This window comes from Paenibacillus sp. FSL W7-1287 (assembly GCF_038004245.1).
GTDB lineage: Bacteria > Bacillota > Bacilli > Paenibacillales > Paenibacillaceae > Pristimantibacillus > Pristimantibacillus camelliae.
Genome location: NZ_JBBORD010000001.1, coordinates 1,478,987 through 1,494,682, shown reverse-complemented (window position 1 = coordinate 1,494,682; position 15,696 = coordinate 1,478,987). Strand labels below are relative to the sequence as shown.

Sequence of the window (15,696 nt, the reverse complement as noted above, 5' to 3'; positions counted from 1 at the left end):
TCCTCCTATACACGCAAAAAACGTGGTAAAGCCTAAGTTATTTTAATTAGTTCGATTCCGTGAAGTCAGAATATAAACAATAGCGATTTTCTCCTAACTTTTTGGCTTGATACATCGCTTTATCAGCCTGTTGCAGCAGGTCGCTGTAATTAGCATCATGAGCACTTCCGAGGCTAATTCCTATACTTACTGTAATATTGAACTCAAAACCACCAATTTGATACTCATTCTGTATACTTTGAAGGATCAGACCCGCTAATTGCTCCGCATGATCCACGCTTTTGCCCTTTATCACGAAAATAAATTCATCGCCTCCATACCGATACACTTGCTGTTCGGAAGTGACAAATTGCTTTAGTCTTTTCCCTACTTCCTTTACCAGACTATCACCAGCGCCATGTCCCCACGTATCATTAATAACTTTAAAACGATCTAAATCTAGAAATAAAATTGCCGTCTTTATATTTCCTTTAGGCGTTCTTAGCATACGATTCAATTCATTACGGTTAGGCAAGCCAGTAACTGAATCCCAATAGGCTAGCTTTTTCAATCTATTTCGTTCAAAAAGTGCAGCTACCAATATGATTAGTAAGACTTGAATAATGATTGCTAGTGTTAGCATCCAACCATTTTGTATAAATATATTAGCTTCCATAGAAACATCCATCACTCCAATAATACAAGGAATTACCTAAATAAACAAAAAATACATCCCGCAAACATTAAGCGGGATGCAAAACCTTTAACTCGTACAAAACTATACATGATAGAACTAGACAATTTCTTAGCAAGTATAGATACTTCATTTACGTCAATCTATTCTTTTAGCGTGAACAATAAATCTCGCATCGCTTACTTCGTATGTGCATGTTACTAGCGTAAGGATTTGATCTTGCGTTGAAACGTTGACACCTGTATCGTAGCTCGATTCAGCAATGATTTTTTGTAAATATTCACTGTATTCTTGCTCATTATTAAATTCAAATTGAAAAAATTGATGCTGTGGCGTATACGTATACACCGAAAATATCTTCCATGTGGTAGACTGCTCCAAGCCGTCAAATTCAATAATGTCTCGCTCATTGTAATATGCTTCGTTTTTATAATTGGATAATTCACCAAACATACTGCCGTCCTTCATGTGATGACCATAAATAACGGTATGAGCATCCTTCGTAATATCCTCATTACGATAGTCCATGAAAATTGCACCGCGCAATGATCGTTTACGCTCTATATCATGGTTTAAGTAGTAGTCATTATCACTATACTTTACGACGGGATAATCGATCTTTGTTCCCGCAATGCTTATCCAGCCTACAGTGTCAGAATTTAACTCTAGTAAGCTCTTAAATTTATCTACACCTCGCTGCTGCATAGCTTGAGCTTTGCTTTCAGTTTCATTCCCAATCGGTACTGCAGCATGCTCAGCTTGTAATCCTATCGTATACTGTTGCTTCAAGCGAGCATGCAATGTATTGCTTTTATAACCATCATACAGATACATGACGATATGAGCCCCACTATATATAAAAATGCCCGTTAAGATGATGAGCAGCAACCTTTTAATCAGCCTCACCTTAAGCATTCTCCTTTCATGAACAAAGGATGCGTACACCTACTGTACGCATCCTACATGTAATGTAATACCTTTGAATCATTGCAGAACGTTCATTGCAAAACTTTTTACTCGCTATGCACTCTACGCTTGCCACGTAATAGTATCGCGATTAGAAGCAACGCACTTCCGATAAATAACCAAATCATCAATGAAATAGAATCTCCTGTTTTCGGAAGCTCATTCTTAGCACCGCCTACACCTTTACCCGCTGGAGCAGCTGAATGGTTGCTTGCTGTCTCTTCTTTCCCAGCTGTAATGGAATCTGGTTTAGGCTTTTGTGTTTGAACCGGACTTACATCAGCATTTTGCTCTGGCGTAGTTGGTTCAGGTGTTCCTTCTGGTGTTGGTGATTGATCAGTATCTGGTGTTGACTCTGAATGATCAGCATCTGGTGTTGACTCTGGATCAGTCTCGACCGTTGGCTCTGTGTCACCTTCTGGTGTTGGCTCTGGATCTGTTTCTGGTGTTGGCTCTGGTGCAGGCTCTGGGCTAACATCCGGAGTCGGTACTGGGCCTTGCGGTACATAAGGCTTCACTAACGCACTGCATTGCTCTCCAACGTTAATAGTCCCTACATAGCTAGTGCCTTCGTATACATAGTAAACACCTGGCTCAACAGTATACGGGATAACCGCTTCACCATTTTCATCAGTAGTGCCAGTTGCAATAACTGCTCCTTCTGTATTTCTAATTTCGAAGGAAACACCCTCACGTGTCTGACCATACATGTTCTGAACACTTAATGTGAATACAGGGCAAGCATTCACTGGTACCTGTACAGCTGCTTCGCATGTCTCGTTAATATAATTCACTGTGATATTGCCGAGCTCAATACCGGACTCATTCAGTACGGTATATGTGACTCCATGCTGCAGCTTTGCCTTATCGTTAAACACGATCTTTCCATCGGTGTTCGTTACACCCGCTTCGACAATCTCACCTGCTTTATTAACAATCGTCACTTTAACTCCTGCTCCTACAGCAGACAAGTCATTGTCAATAACAACTAGTGTAAAGGTTGGACATGCATTCTTCATTACGATACCCTGACAATCTTGTCTGTACGTAACATTAACGCGGCCAAGCTCTTCACCTGCGGTTCCATCATCATTTGCTTCATACACAATTACTTGACCAACTGCTTGGTTGGCCGGCAGCATAATCTTACCCTCTGCACTTGTCATGCCGTTGAATACTTCAGCATCTGCGCTGTCCTTCACGATCACTCTTGTGTTCGCTTTTGGCGTCGTTCCATTTGGCGCAATGACGGTAATCTCAAATACCGTACATGCACGCGGCTTTACAACCTCCGCTTCACAATTACCGGTATAGGTTACTGTAAAGGTACCTAGCACTTTACCTGCATCGCTTCCAGAGGAAATAGCTACCTCGTACTCGCCTGGTGGTACATCACCTAAGCTAGATAGGAAGGATACTTCACCGCTTCCATTTACCGTTCTCGTAAAGGCTGCATTCGTCACTGTATTCGTCAGCGTCACTTCCGTACCTGCTGTCACTAAGCCATCCTCATCTAACAGTGTCACGACAAAGGTCGGACATGCGATTGGCGGCTGTACGGTCGCTTCACAATCCGTTCCTACGATAAATTCTCCCAGCTTAGTGCTAGCCTCATAGACCTCATAGGCGCCAGGCGCTAGATTGGATAGCAGCACTATACCATCTGAATCGGTAGTCATCGTTGCAACGACCGTATTCGTAGCTTTGCTGACAATCGTAACGGCTGCAGCACTGCGAGTGTTGCCATTTTGGTCATGCACAGTTAATGCGAATGTTTCACATACTCTCGCAATATCTTGCGGATTCAGCACCGCTTCACAGTTCCCGTTCTGATAGCTAATGACGACTTCGCCTACAAACTGCTTATCCTCGTACAGCTTATACGTACCTGCTGGTGTGGTAGCTGGTACAACGAATTTGCCGTCTGCATTTGTCGTTTCACTTGCAATCGTGGTGTTAGACAAATCCTTCAACGTTACCCTTACATCTGGACGTGGATTTCCATCCTCATCATGTACTGTAATGGTTACTAATGGGCAAGCATTCGCTGGAGTTTGCAGCGTTGCACCACAGATTTCATCAATGTAGCTAACTGTAAAGTCACCTAGCTCTACACCTGATTGGCTAACATATGCCGTATAGGTTTCGCCCTGCTGCAGCTTTGCTTTATCGCTGAACACAATCTGACCAGCTGCATCCGTAACACCCGTTGCTACAACATCTCCGGCTTGATTCTTAATATCGATGTTCACGCCTGCAGCGAATGGAGTAGCGTCGCTATTGTTTACGGTTAATGTGTAGGTCGGACATGCATTTTTCATAACAACAGCCTGACAATCATCCTTGTACGATACGTTAACACTACCAAGCTGCTCCAAGCTTTGATCTGGCAGTACTTCATGTACGGTGTATGTGCCAACTGCTTGGTTGGCCGGCAGCGCAATCTTACCCTCTGCACTTGTCATGCCGTTGAATACTTCAGCATCTGCGCTGTCCTTCACGATCACTCTTGTGTTCGCTTTTGGCGTCGTTCCATTTGGCGCAATGACGGTAATCTCAAATACCGTACATGCACGCGGCTTTACGACCTCCGCTTCACAATTACCGGTATAGGTCACTGTAAAGGTGCCTAGCACTTTACCTGCATCGCTTCCAGAGGAAATAGCTACCTCGTACTCGCCTGGTGGCACATCACCTAAGCTAGATAGGAAGGATACTTCACCGCTTCCATTTACCGTTCTCGTAAAGGCTGCATTCGTCACTGTATTCGTCAGCGTCACTTCCGTACCTGCTGTCACTAAGCCATCCTCATCGAACAATGTCACGACAAAGGTCGGGCATGCGATTGGCGGCTGAACGGTCGCTTCACAATCCGTTCCTACTGCAAATTCTCCAACCTGTGTGCCATTTACGTTGACAAGGTAAGTCCTTGGTGAAAGATTGGCAATAGCTACTTTACCTTCACTATCCGTTGGGGTCATTGGTGTAACTGTATTGGAAGGATCATCTTTATCGACGATCGTAACAGAAGCATTGGCATTTGCTCTGCCATCAGCATCATATACAGTTAATATAAATGTTTCACATACTCTTGCCACATTCAATTCTGCTTCACAATTGCCATTCTGATAGCTAATGACAACTTCACCTAAATACTGTCTATCCTCATACAGCTTATAGATGCCTGCTGGAGTTGTAACTGGCACGGTAAACTTACCATTCTCATCTGTTGTCGCTGTAGTAATGATGTCGCCTGCAGAGTTTTTCAAGATAACCGTTACATCTGGACGAACATCATTGTCTTCATTGTGTACAACAATGGTAAAGGTCGGACACGCTGGGATTGGCTGCACTTCACCTTGACAATCGCCATTGTTAAAGTTCACGATCACCGTACCTAGAACAACATCATCTGCATCCTTCACAGTGTACACACCAGCTTGAACGAACGTGCCCGTCGTTCCTGGACGATTAATATCAGTTAACTGCCCTAAGGCGTTAGTCGTGCCTGTGTAGACGACAGTACCGTTACCATCCAGCAGTGTAATTACTTTATTAGCTTCGAGCTGTCCGTCCATATTTTTAACCGTTAGAGTAAATGCCGGACATGCCCCTGAAAGATCTACATCCTCAATATTGTTGACAACATATGGACTTCCACCTACAACCATATCAAGCGCCGCACTCATCGTTATTTCGATGTCTGAAGCAGTGATATAGCCTGTCGGTGTTTCCTCCTTCAGGATGTACTTTCCGTAACGCACCTGTTCGAATGCAACTATACCATCTACATTCGTATTCCTTCATATAGCTTAATTGTGTTGGCTTTATTCCAAAGCTCAAACTTAACTCCTGCAAGCACATCAGTTTCTCCAGTTAAAGGGTTTACTTTGAACTTGTTCACCTGTAGCGTACCCTTAGCACCTGAAGCACTTGTATCTGAGAAGTCGTATTTGAAGAGCTTAAGGTCTTTGCCTTTGTCGCTCGTGCCGCTGCCCTCAGCTGCTGCGTAGCCGATTGATGCTTCATTGGAAACATCTTCACCTTCATTACCGTCACCCAAGAAATAGGTGGAGTACGTTATAATGTAGCCTTTTCCACTGAGATCCCCTAAATTAATGCTGAAGCTCCCGTCACCTTGAACGCTGATCTCGCTTGCATTAATTTCAGTTATGCCTCCTACATTGACTGAGGTGCCGCCTGCGTTTAATTTAGTTTCTTGCTTTTTGAATGTATCTAGCAAGAGCAATTGATTGGCAGATGGCTTATCTGTAAGTACAATTTCCCCTAGCTGCGAATTAGACGCATTGACGATAACTGTCCAATTAATAATGTCTTGTGCTGGAAGTATAGATGCTGACTTCGTAATGAGCTCGTTCGCACGATTAGTAATGGTTGCAGTCGCATCATATCTATAGCTTCCGCTGTCAGGAGTAGCGAGTATAGCCGTGTTCATATACCTGCTAGCGTCTCCTGTGCTTTGACCGTAAATATCGTCAGCGTCCTTTGTTTTATACTCGATCAAGTAGGCTTCATTGTTTTCACTTGCCGTTAAGCCAGCAAAGGTAATGACGAAGCCTGTTACTTTGCCATCCGTTAAGGTTGGGTCAATGCTCCACTTTGAAGCACTTAGTTGAGACGCTGTTTTTTGCCCATCCTCTGATGATGCTAAATTCAATCGAGTGATTGTAAATTGCTCCTGCAAAGTTTCACCAACAGGCACAGCAATATAGTGACCAGCACCTAAAGTATCAGTCACCGTAGCATTGTTTAAATTCTGCTTATTAATATTTACTGCGATGCGCCATGAAAACTCTTGCACGCTGTTGTCGACCGATACACGCTTATAGCCGTTGTTAAAGGTAGGCGAGCTTGGGTCAGGAGTATAATGCGCTCTTCTATTATTCGCTTCATTATCAATGCTTGCAGCACCATCCCACGAAGCATTTGCTGTGTTGATATATGCGTTAGCGACACCACCATTTGACTTTACGTCAAACTTTGTTTTGTATTGAATCCTAACGGTGGTATCTTGTGGGATATCATCTGTAAATGCTATTTCAAAGCCTGCATTTCCAGCTGTTGGTGCATTGCCATCCTGATCGGTAATGCTGTACGATAGCCCGTTTGCACCTGTAACACGATATAGTTCCGTTCCATCCCATGTTGTTAGTGTATGCTGTAATGAGTCACCAGCTTTATTCTCCGTCGTAAAGCTGTCGCTTATTGTGAAGTTCTTCAGATCCTTCTCTGCGTTAATCGTCAATGTCCATGTAATCGTTTTGTTTACATAGTCAATCGTCCCGCGAGACTTATTGAAGATGTTCGGTGATAGCGTAACCGTTGCTGATTTAGCTTCATCGTTATCAGCTCTCGTCACTGTATTCGTTACGGTCCCACTGTTTGCGTTCGTTACGAATTCATCCTCAAGCACTGTTTCATATTCGATAAGATAAGCCGCCGCTACATCACCGTCACTGTTCGCATCTCCGCTGAAGTCCAAAGTAAAGCGGTCATCGGCCTTAGACCCATTAAAGCTATATTCAGCTCCTTCAACCAGTTCTGTTAAGCTTTGTGAAGATTGACCATCGGCAGATAGCGTTACACGATACACCTTTAAGCTTGTGTAATCAATGATGTGCTTGCCTGTTGCGCCTGGAATAGATATCATATCTGTCAGCTTAGCATCGCCAGCATCAATTTTCTGTCCTAGCCAGTTATACTTAATGGACCATGTCGACTTGTATTTATCGCCAATTTGCGATTTAGCAAGGCTCGGGCCGTAGCTAACCGATTGAGAGGCACCTGCAGTTGTATTTCCTGGTATGTCGTCTCCCGTAAGTGTCGCTGTATTCGTATAATTCTCGCTTGATGTTGTTGGGCTAGCTGTCACAGCAGTATCATAGGTAATCTTGTAAGCGTAATAACCGTCTGCAAGCTGAATAGGAAATTCGGTCTCACTCCTCGTATCTACAGGAGCACCCGGAGTACTTGGATTAAAGCCATTCAAGCCGACCTTGTACTGCTCTACCGTTATATTTCCGGTCAATTCATGCTTACTATCTGGCAGATCATCTAGGCTAGCGTTCTCTAGCTTCTGACCAGCTGTATTAGCTCATATCGTCCACGGAATTGATACGGTTCCATCTTCCGCGCGGTTTATAGCTCCTGCACTTTTCGTAAGTAGGTTTCCGCTTCCTAGCGGATCAAACTTAAATGGCAGCGTCGTAGATGCTCCGCCTTCGATCGGAATAATTAAATCCTGCTCCAGCTCATTCTCATCTGCAAAATCGCCGAATCTCGAATTAAATGTAAATTGAATCGTACCAACGGAGCCTTCCTCAAGCTCACTATCCAGTGTGACAGTTACCGTCTTAGCATCACTATCATAAGTAGAATGATAGGCAAGCCAGTCACCAGTCTCTTCTAGGCTTCTAGCTTGGTCGAATGAACCATCGAAATATTCCTCGATCATGTTCGCAGGCATAGGGAATTCAAAGCTCGAGCCAATGCCATAATCTTGACTTGGTTCCACCTCAAAAACATAGCTTAAGAAGACGTTATCTCCTTTTTTCGGATTAGGACCCGTGTAGCTGAATAAATCGTCAGCTTCCACAATGAGGTGACCATTAGGGTCATATAGACGCAAACCGGTAAAGTTCATCTTAACATCGGCCTGCATATTAGCTGGCAATGCCATTAGCGAAGCAAGTAGATCTTCTTCGGTACCTTCTTCTGTTGCTTCATCTACTTCGCCTTCAGTGTCTTCCTCAGAGCCAGCATCCGTCTCTTGGACAGCACCTTCTTCAGTTCCAGCATCTGTCCCTTCGCCAGTACCTTCTTCGGTTCCAGCATCTGTCCCTTCCTCAGCACTTTTTTCAGAGCCAGCATCTGTCCCTTCGTCAGTACCTTCTTCGGTTCCAGCATCTGTTCCTTCGTCAGTACCTTCTTCAGAACCAGCATCTGTCCCTTCGTCTGTATTCGTTTCATCAGTTGGCTCGGTACTTACATCGCCACTAGTCTCCGTATCCTCTTGTACTTCCTCTACCGTCTCATTGCCGGCTGATTCACCAGCAGCTGGTAGCGATGAAAGAGGGTCACCTTCAGCAAATACTGTAAGTGGGCTAAATAATACCTGGAGCACTAACAGCAAAGCAAGCATTGCAATGTTAACCTTTTTCATTCCTCTCTCCCCATCTCGGTGTGGAGAGATCTTTAACCGTTAGCTGGTAATGCGCAGCCTTCTAAAATGGAAGAGCTGCGACAAGTGCAAGCAAACGACTCGCCTCTCTCACCCCAGTTTATTAATTATCTCGGCAGCATACTTCTGAACCCTTATCGTTATGTGAAACAAGTAATCGTGCTAGTCATATAAGGAGACATCTATGTATACAGCCTCTTTAATGAGCCATCGACGCTTTGTTTCACCTCCTATAACGTCATGACTTTTTCTATCTTTTATAAAATTCACCTTAGTATAAACAACGGTACTCGACAATTTCTGTACAACGATTACTGCTTCAGTAGTAATACAAAATGCCTAAAAATAAAGGAACCTTGAAGGCTTCAAGCCTTTCAAGGTTCCCTCAATCTACAATCAATAATGAAATCAATGATGGACGAAATTATTTATTTAAGCTGATCCGCTTACCCCAAGTTGATCGACGAGCCATGGCACTGAGCTTACGCCAGAGATTTGATGCTTCCCAGGGTGAATGTCAACATCCAGCTGCTGTGCAGCTCCTAGCGCAGCGTAGTGCTCCTCGAGCTGCTTAACAGCCCGTCTTGTCGCCTGCACGGGGAAGATATGATCATGCTCTCCCGCTTCAATAAACAACGGTCGAGGTGCAAGAAGCTCTACAATATCTGTCTGCTCTGCATCCTGTAATAATGAAGGCACATAGTTATCGATGCAATGACGAATCGACAATATACTATCCGCAAAGGTATTCATCCAGCCTGACAATACGATCGCCTTCATTCGCTCATCCAGCACTGCAGAATAGGCTGCAATAAGTGAACCTCCAGAGAAACCAAATGCACCAATACGATCGGGCTTAATATCGGCTCTCGTCTGCATATAATCTAGTGCACGCATCGCTTCATATACACGCATCCCAGCTAGTGTCCTTCCATTCATGAGCAGCTGTGCAGATAAGGTCGCACAGGAGTTACTTCCGGGAGGCTGATTCATCTCCTTCGCTACACGTCTAGCTCCAAACCCCATAACCTCAGGGAGAACGACGATTAATCCCTTACGCACCAATTGCAGTGCGATGCGCTGGTGGATGCCAGGTTCATCAAGCCAATTCCCTGCTGCATCCATGCCGAGTGCATCATAGTGTCCACTCCCATGACCGTGACAAGCTAATACAGCAGAATATTGTTCCTTCTTCTCTTTCGGGACTAGAACAAGCACTGGCACTTGAACATGTGGCATCGTCGTATAGGTAAGACGCTCCATATAAAATTCATCATATTCCTTACGCTCAATTAGCTGTGGAGACATCGGAATATGATCCTCAGGAAATTGACCTAATCCTCGCTTTAAGGCGTTAATTGTATACTGTTTTCTCTCAAGCTCAGACAGCGTATTCAATCTACGCTCTCGGTCAAGTGATGTTGCCTTGTTCAGCTCCTGTAAAAAGGCATCAACGGTCCAATTCATCTCTCAACCTTCCTCTCTCTTAATAGAAAATTGCCTACATATCTGGAATGATACTAGATATGCACGATTATGTAAAATTTTACCTCGCACCTAGAAAGAATAATTTAAAAACAAAAAAGCATATCTACGAATCTCGTAAATATGCCCAACATAGAATGCGAGTGTTACCCGCTTACAATACTTAGTTTCTTAAAGGATGTAATAAAGTCCGTCGCTGCAAAGCCTAATGATTCGAACAAAGGAAAAATTGGTTCATTAGCCTCATCTGCAGTAATATAAATTTTTGATACTTTCTTTTGATCAAAACGTTGCTTCAATGCTTCAGCAAGCTGCTTGTCTATCTCTTTATTCTGATAACTCTCTGCAATGACGATACGATAATAATAGCCTTTATTATTATCAATCGTTCCTATGATTACGCCAACAATTTCATTGTCAGCCTCAGCAACGATTACGAGATCACTATCCCAGCCTAGTTGACGACCGAAAGCGATTAGAGTTTGCTCACAAACTTCTTCAGAGAGCACTTCTTCGAAAAGCTCCTTGATACGGCGATAATCAGCCAGTTGAATCGAACGTACATTCATCATCCACACCCACTTTTAATAAGTTCAGTATCAAAAATATAACGACAGTTTCTATTAAAATCCTTTATATTTAGACATATTATATCTTGAAATTCTGTAAATGAACATCTATTTTTCTTGTAAACGCTCTCACAAACTCTTAAATGCTTTATTTTATACATGATAATGAATAAATTTTTAGCCTTTGTATCACACTGTTCGATAGCGTTTAAAGTTGCATTCTACTTTTTCAACACGAATGTTGCTTTATTCCCTTAAATCAGAGATAATTAATATGTAACTACATAATTAATTGGAGGTTATCGAACATGGCACATCAATTACCATCTCTACCTTACGCTCATAATGCACTTGAGCCGCACATCGACGCTTTGACGATGGAGATTCACCACGGTCGTCATCACAATACTTACGTAACGAACCTAAATGGTGCTTTGGAATCTGCTCCAGAGCTTCAAAGCAAATCTGTTGAGGAGCTAATCGCTGACCTTGACAGTGTTCCTGAAGCAATCCGCACTGCTGTTCGCAACAACGGTGGTGGACATGCTAACCATAGCCTTTTCTGGGAAACAATCGGCCCTAACGGCGGTGGAGCTCCTACAGGAAAGCTAGCTAACGCTATTGATAGCAAATTCGGCAACTTTGAAAACTTCAAGGCTGAATTTGCAAAAGCAGCTACAACTCGCTTCGGCAGTGGCTGGGCATTCCTTGCTGTAAATAACGGCGAGCTAGAAGTATACAGCCTACCTAACCAAGACAGCCCAATTATGGAAGGTAAAACTCCTGTTCTTGGCCTTGATGTTTGGGAGCATGCATACTACTTGAACTATCAAAACAAACGCCCTGATTACATTGCAGCGTTCTGGAACGTTGTAAACTGGGAAGAAGTTGGAAAACGCTACGAAGCAGCTCTATAATTACGATACGTACTGCATTGCAAAAATCCGTCTGAACGATGTTCAGACGGATTTTTTATGTTCATTTATCTCCTTACGAGTGGAACCCATTAACTTCCAACAGCATAAGCTACTGCAGGACGAATGCCTAATTCACTCGTAAAGGAGTTTGAATACTTACATGAGTAATAAGCAAAGCTTTTCACGAAAAAAATCTAATCCATGTGATTGCCGTCAAGCGTCAAGTAGCGCTCCAGTTGTGCTGCCCTTCCCTCCTATTGTTGCTCCGCCTCTAATTGGACCTGGTCCATTTACACCTTGGGGTCAGCCATATGGTCAGCCATGGGGAGGTCCTGGACCATACGCTCCTGGTCCTTGGGGAGTTGGTCCGACTCCATATCCATACCAACCACAGCCTTTATTTCAACCTATTCCAACACCAGCTTTTCCTCGAGAGGATGAATCGAATAATAGCCAATGGGGCGACATAGACGCCAATCCAGTGCCTACTGCTGAATTAGCAGCAGAAGCTATAGCGGATTTAAGACCTTCACCTGGGCATGGACCTGGACACGGACCTGGACATGGACCTGGGCACGGACCTTGGGGACCTGGACCTTGGGGACCCGGACCTTGGGGACCTGGACCTTGGGGACCTGGACCTTGGGGACCTGGACCTTGGGGCGGCCCTGGACCTTGGGGTGGACCTGGACCTTGGGGCGGCCCTGGACCTTGGGGTGGACCTGTCCTCCCAATACCACTTCCGATACCAATCGGCGGGCCACGAGATGAGCAAGTTTATGTGAACATTAACGGTGGTACGGCGTACCCTAACGCAACGGCTTCCTATCGCTTAAATTATGAGCCAGGCATCACTATTTACGATGCGCTAAGCAGCACTGGGGTGATTCAGCTGTCACCACAAGGGCAGATTCTTGCAGTAAGTGGAGTAGGTATAGGCGGTAATGTCGACTGCTTAATAAGTATCGATGGCAGATCGATCTCAGATACTACGCTTGGTCACCAGCTGCAGCCAAATGATCAAATTGGTATCGAGCTCATCTATGCTTAAATAAAACAAGGGCGCAGCTCAATGAACTGCACCCTTGTTTTTTATTGTAAATATTTACTTTTGCTATTTAACAACTTTAATTGGTCATCCTCGTATCCTATACGGAACGTAACCTGCTGTTTAATGAAGTTGTATGATCCGTCTTTCCGCTCATCAGCAGAAATAATAACCGTCACCATTGCTTCATCCTCGGTAAGTGAAATATGCTCGTCATCAATCGATATATTTCTTTTATGAATAAAGTCATCTCTAAATTTCACGTAGCTTGTACTTTCTTGCCATTCTACTCCAAGTAAAGTATAGGCATACACGTAATCCCTAATGTTAATGGCATCATAAAAGTGGTTAACGAGATAGCTAGCAAGCTGATCAAGCGGCTGCTTCTCTTCTACTGGAGATTGCTCATCGTCATTCAAGGATATGCCTGGCAGCATGGCCATAGGCTCTTTTGTCCACCCTTCAATGAGCGGCAGCACATTTACTATAGGTATACTAAAACCGATCGAGCTATTTTCTAGTCCTGCTGAATTGATACCAAGAACCAATCCCGTCGCTGTATCCACGAGAGGCCCTCCACTGTTGCCATGTGAAATCGGCGTTGATATTTGATACAGATCACTGTATGTGTAGGGGGAAATTTGCAAGCTCCGTCCAACGCCACTAATGATGCCTGTTGTTACTGTGTTTTGCAGGCCAAGTGGGCTACCGATGGACAGCACCTCATCGCCTACGCTTGCCTTCTCATACTTTACTAGCGACAAGCTATCACTACCCGCCAGCTCTGGTACTCTGACAACCGCAACATCAACCTCTGTACTAATACCGATAACTTCTCCGACTAACTCGCGTGCATCAGCCGTTTTCACCCTAACATGTCTGACGCCCGTTACGACGTGCGCATTTGTAATGAGATCGCCTTGATCATTATATAGAAAGCCCGAACCCTGGTTGCCAGCGTCGGTTTCAATCATGACGACGTGCTTCTGCGTCTCAAATATAATATCCTTGAGTGATTTCGTTTTTTCACCTACTGCAATTAACGGTGCACTATGGAGCTGTCGTGGAATCATTTCCTTCAATTCCAAATAAGCCACTAAACCTCCGCCTATCATTAGGAGGACGCCGAGAATGACCAATATTACTCTCCAGTTCATACCTCTCCCCCTGCAAGCTATCGCTTCTTTACTCTCTATCCTTGTTTGTATAATTTAGATTATACTCTCTACTCTAAACGCCAAGTGCCCTCTATAATGTCTAAGCTTAGTTCCTCCTCGTAGCTTATGCCTTCCGGGAGTGTAATAGAAAAACTCATTCCTTCACCTGAGGCTACGTAGTCAGGCGTCACACTGCTTGTCCCGCTGCTTATAACTACATCATCTGCACCGACGATACGATAAGTGATAGATATATCGTATATGGTGCGTGTTGCTACGTTCTTCAGATCAGCAATAATGACGATATCGCCAAGCTCGTTCATAACCTTCTCAAATTCAATCAATTCAATGGCCGCCGTCTGATTAATATAATCCTCCGCTGCTGCTTCCTCCATGGCTTGTTGAATGCGCTGCTCTTCGGCCAATGCATATGCAGCTTGCCCCTGCTTCACCCTCTGCTTCAGCTCTAGCAGCACTTCATCTCCTTGTAGCCAAGCCAGCGCCTCATCAGTCACTGAGATTGCTGCTGTGAACCGCTTGCGATCTAACAAGGCATTCACCTCAGCAGCTGCCGTTGTACGAATGCGATCAATGATTTGTTCCTTTAAGCTCGTTGCTTCTTCACCGATCAATCCATTCACAACGTTGAGCAGATTGCCTAGATCCTCAATCGTTCCAATTCTTGAAAGCTCATTCGATAGGCTTAACACTGTGAATTTCATATTTAACTCTTCTAGACGTTCCCGATGCTTATCGAAAACAGGTTCCTTATATCCTTTAAGCTCCTGTCTCAGCTGTTCAAGCTGATCCTCTGCCTCAATTTCCTTGCCAAGCTGGATGATTTGTTCTAGCTCATCGCCCATTCGTTTGATACGCATCGCATGAACGACCATATTTTCATCCTCTATTAAAGCATTGAAATTAGGTCTAAGTGTGATCGCTTCTTGTAGTAGCTCCAGCGATTGTTCATAGTTCCCTGCTAAAGCTTCGATTTTCGCCCTAGATTGAAGACTTAGTACTTCCTCGTTCACAGAAACTTCATACTTATAATAGTTAAATAACAAACCGATTATAATGACAAATAAAATAATAAATGCTACTGTAGTTTTTATTGCGAAATTGCTTCCCTTGCTCTTCTCTTCTCGTGCTGACACAGATCTTTTCCGGAACCAACGACTGGCCTTAGCATGAGTATCTGCAGATAGCTCTGCATCATGAACTCTATGCTCTACTTCATCATCTGGCCATATCCCAACCTTCTGGATCCTGGTGATATTGTGCTGAAGCAATTTTCTACCGCATTGGCTACAGTATATAGCATCCTCAGCAAAGCTTCTTTCGCAGTGATGACAATACACTTTTTGCTCAGCCTCCACCCTTACTCAACTAGCAGCCTTTATCTATAGTATAAGGCCTCATTCTATTCTAACCTAAATAGTTAATGTTCTCCATTTCAAAATAAACCCATCTTGCAATTGGTTCTTTTTTCCTAAGCACAATGGCACTGTAACCGAATTAAGCATTATTGCCTTTCATGTATAGTCTTGGCGAAAATATCTAATCTTAAATTAAGTGAAAGTTACATAATCGGTGTTGACATCCATTACGGTGTATTATACTTTAAATGTACAACAACTGTGCAAATATTAATTACAGTTAGATTATAGAGACAACGGAGGA

Annotated in this window: 11 protein-coding genes and 1 pseudogene; 2 read left to right on the top strand and 10 right to left on the bottom strand. The window is 43.8% G+C overall.

Annotated features, from left to right (window positions below; genetic code table 11):
- Window positions 1-46 precede the first annotated feature (46 nt).
- From NSQ99_RS06745 to NSQ99_RS06710, 8 genes and pseudogenes are all read right to left on the bottom strand, one after another.
- Window positions 47-655 carry a GGDEF domain-containing protein gene (locus NSQ99_RS06745; RefSeq protein WP_340835858.1) on the bottom strand — a complete coding sequence of 203 codons (609 nt, stop codon included), beginning with the start codon at window positions 653-655 and terminating at the stop codon, window positions 47-49.
- 156 nt (window positions 656-811) lie between these two features.
- Complete coding sequence (gene srtB, locus NSQ99_RS06740) at window positions 812-1,579, bottom strand: class B sortase (RefSeq protein WP_340835857.1); 768 nt, start codon at window positions 1,577-1,579, stop codon at window positions 812-814.
- A 107-nt stretch (window positions 1,580-1,686) separates the two neighbouring features.
- Window positions 1,687-5,403 carry a carboxypeptidase regulatory-like domain-containing protein gene (locus NSQ99_RS06735; RefSeq protein ID WP_340835856.1) on the bottom strand — a complete coding sequence of 1,239 codons (3,717 nt, stop codon included), beginning with the start codon at window positions 5,401-5,403 and terminating at the stop codon, window positions 1,687-1,689.
- 23 nt (window positions 5,404-5,426) lie between these two features.
- Window positions 5,427-6,095 carry a collagen binding domain-containing protein gene (locus NSQ99_RS06730; RefSeq protein ID WP_340838746.1) on the bottom strand — a complete coding sequence of 223 codons (669 nt, stop codon included), beginning with the start codon at window positions 6,093-6,095 and terminating at the stop codon, window positions 5,427-5,429.
- Window positions 6,084-7,739, bottom strand: a pseudogene (locus NSQ99_RS06725) (collagen binding domain-containing protein); the annotation flags it as partial. The pseudogene NSQ99_RS06725 and the gene NSQ99_RS06730, both read right to left, overlap by 12 nt.
- A 15-nt stretch (window positions 7,740-7,754) precedes the next feature.
- Complete coding sequence (locus NSQ99_RS06720) at window positions 7,755-8,822, bottom strand: hypothetical protein (RefSeq protein WP_340835855.1); 1,068 nt, start codon at window positions 8,820-8,822, stop codon at window positions 7,755-7,757.
- A 450-nt stretch (window positions 8,823-9,272) separates the two neighbouring features.
- The gene (locus tag NSQ99_RS06715; protein WP_340835854.1) at window positions 9,273-10,307 is read right to left on the bottom strand and encodes an alpha/beta hydrolase family protein; all 1,035 of its coding nucleotides are present in this window, start codon (window positions 10,305-10,307) and stop codon (window positions 9,273-9,275) included.
- Window positions 10,308-10,471: 164 nt separating this feature from the next.
- On the bottom strand, window positions 10,472-10,897 hold the full coding sequence (locus NSQ99_RS06710) for a GNAT family N-acetyltransferase (protein WP_340835852.1): 426 nt from the start codon (window positions 10,895-10,897) through the stop codon (window positions 10,472-10,474).
- Between the two features lie 305 nt (window positions 10,898-11,202).
- Between NSQ99_RS06710 and NSQ99_RS06705 the strand changes: the two genes are divergently transcribed.
- Both NSQ99_RS06705 and NSQ99_RS06700 read left to right on the top strand, forming a co-directional pair.
- Window positions 11,203-11,811: a superoxide dismutase gene (locus NSQ99_RS06705; protein WP_251669819.1), complete on the top strand. Its 609-nt coding sequence runs from the start codon at window positions 11,203-11,205 to the stop codon at window positions 11,809-11,811.
- 160 nt (window positions 11,812-11,971) lie between these two features.
- A complete protein-coding gene (locus NSQ99_RS06700; RefSeq protein ID WP_340835849.1) occupies window positions 11,972-12,862 on the top strand; it encodes a hypothetical protein in 891 nt (296 codons plus the stop codon).
- A 41-nt stretch (window positions 12,863-12,903) separates the two neighbouring features.
- Here the strand turns inward: NSQ99_RS06700 and NSQ99_RS06695 are convergent, their stop codons facing one another.
- Together NSQ99_RS06695 and NSQ99_RS06690 are read right to left on the bottom strand one after the other, a co-directional pair.
- Window positions 12,904-14,016 carry a S1C family serine protease gene (locus tag NSQ99_RS06695; protein ID WP_251671212.1) on the bottom strand — a complete coding sequence of 371 codons (1,113 nt, stop codon included), beginning with the start codon at window positions 14,014-14,016 and terminating at the stop codon, window positions 12,904-12,906.
- Between the two features lie 68 nt (window positions 14,017-14,084).
- Window positions 14,085-15,305 (bottom strand): DUF515 domain-containing protein, encoded by a 1,221-nt coding sequence (locus NSQ99_RS06690; RefSeq protein ID WP_251671210.1) that lies wholly within the window; start codon window positions 15,303-15,305, stop codon window positions 14,085-14,087.
- Window positions 15,306-15,696: the final 391 nt, after the last annotated feature.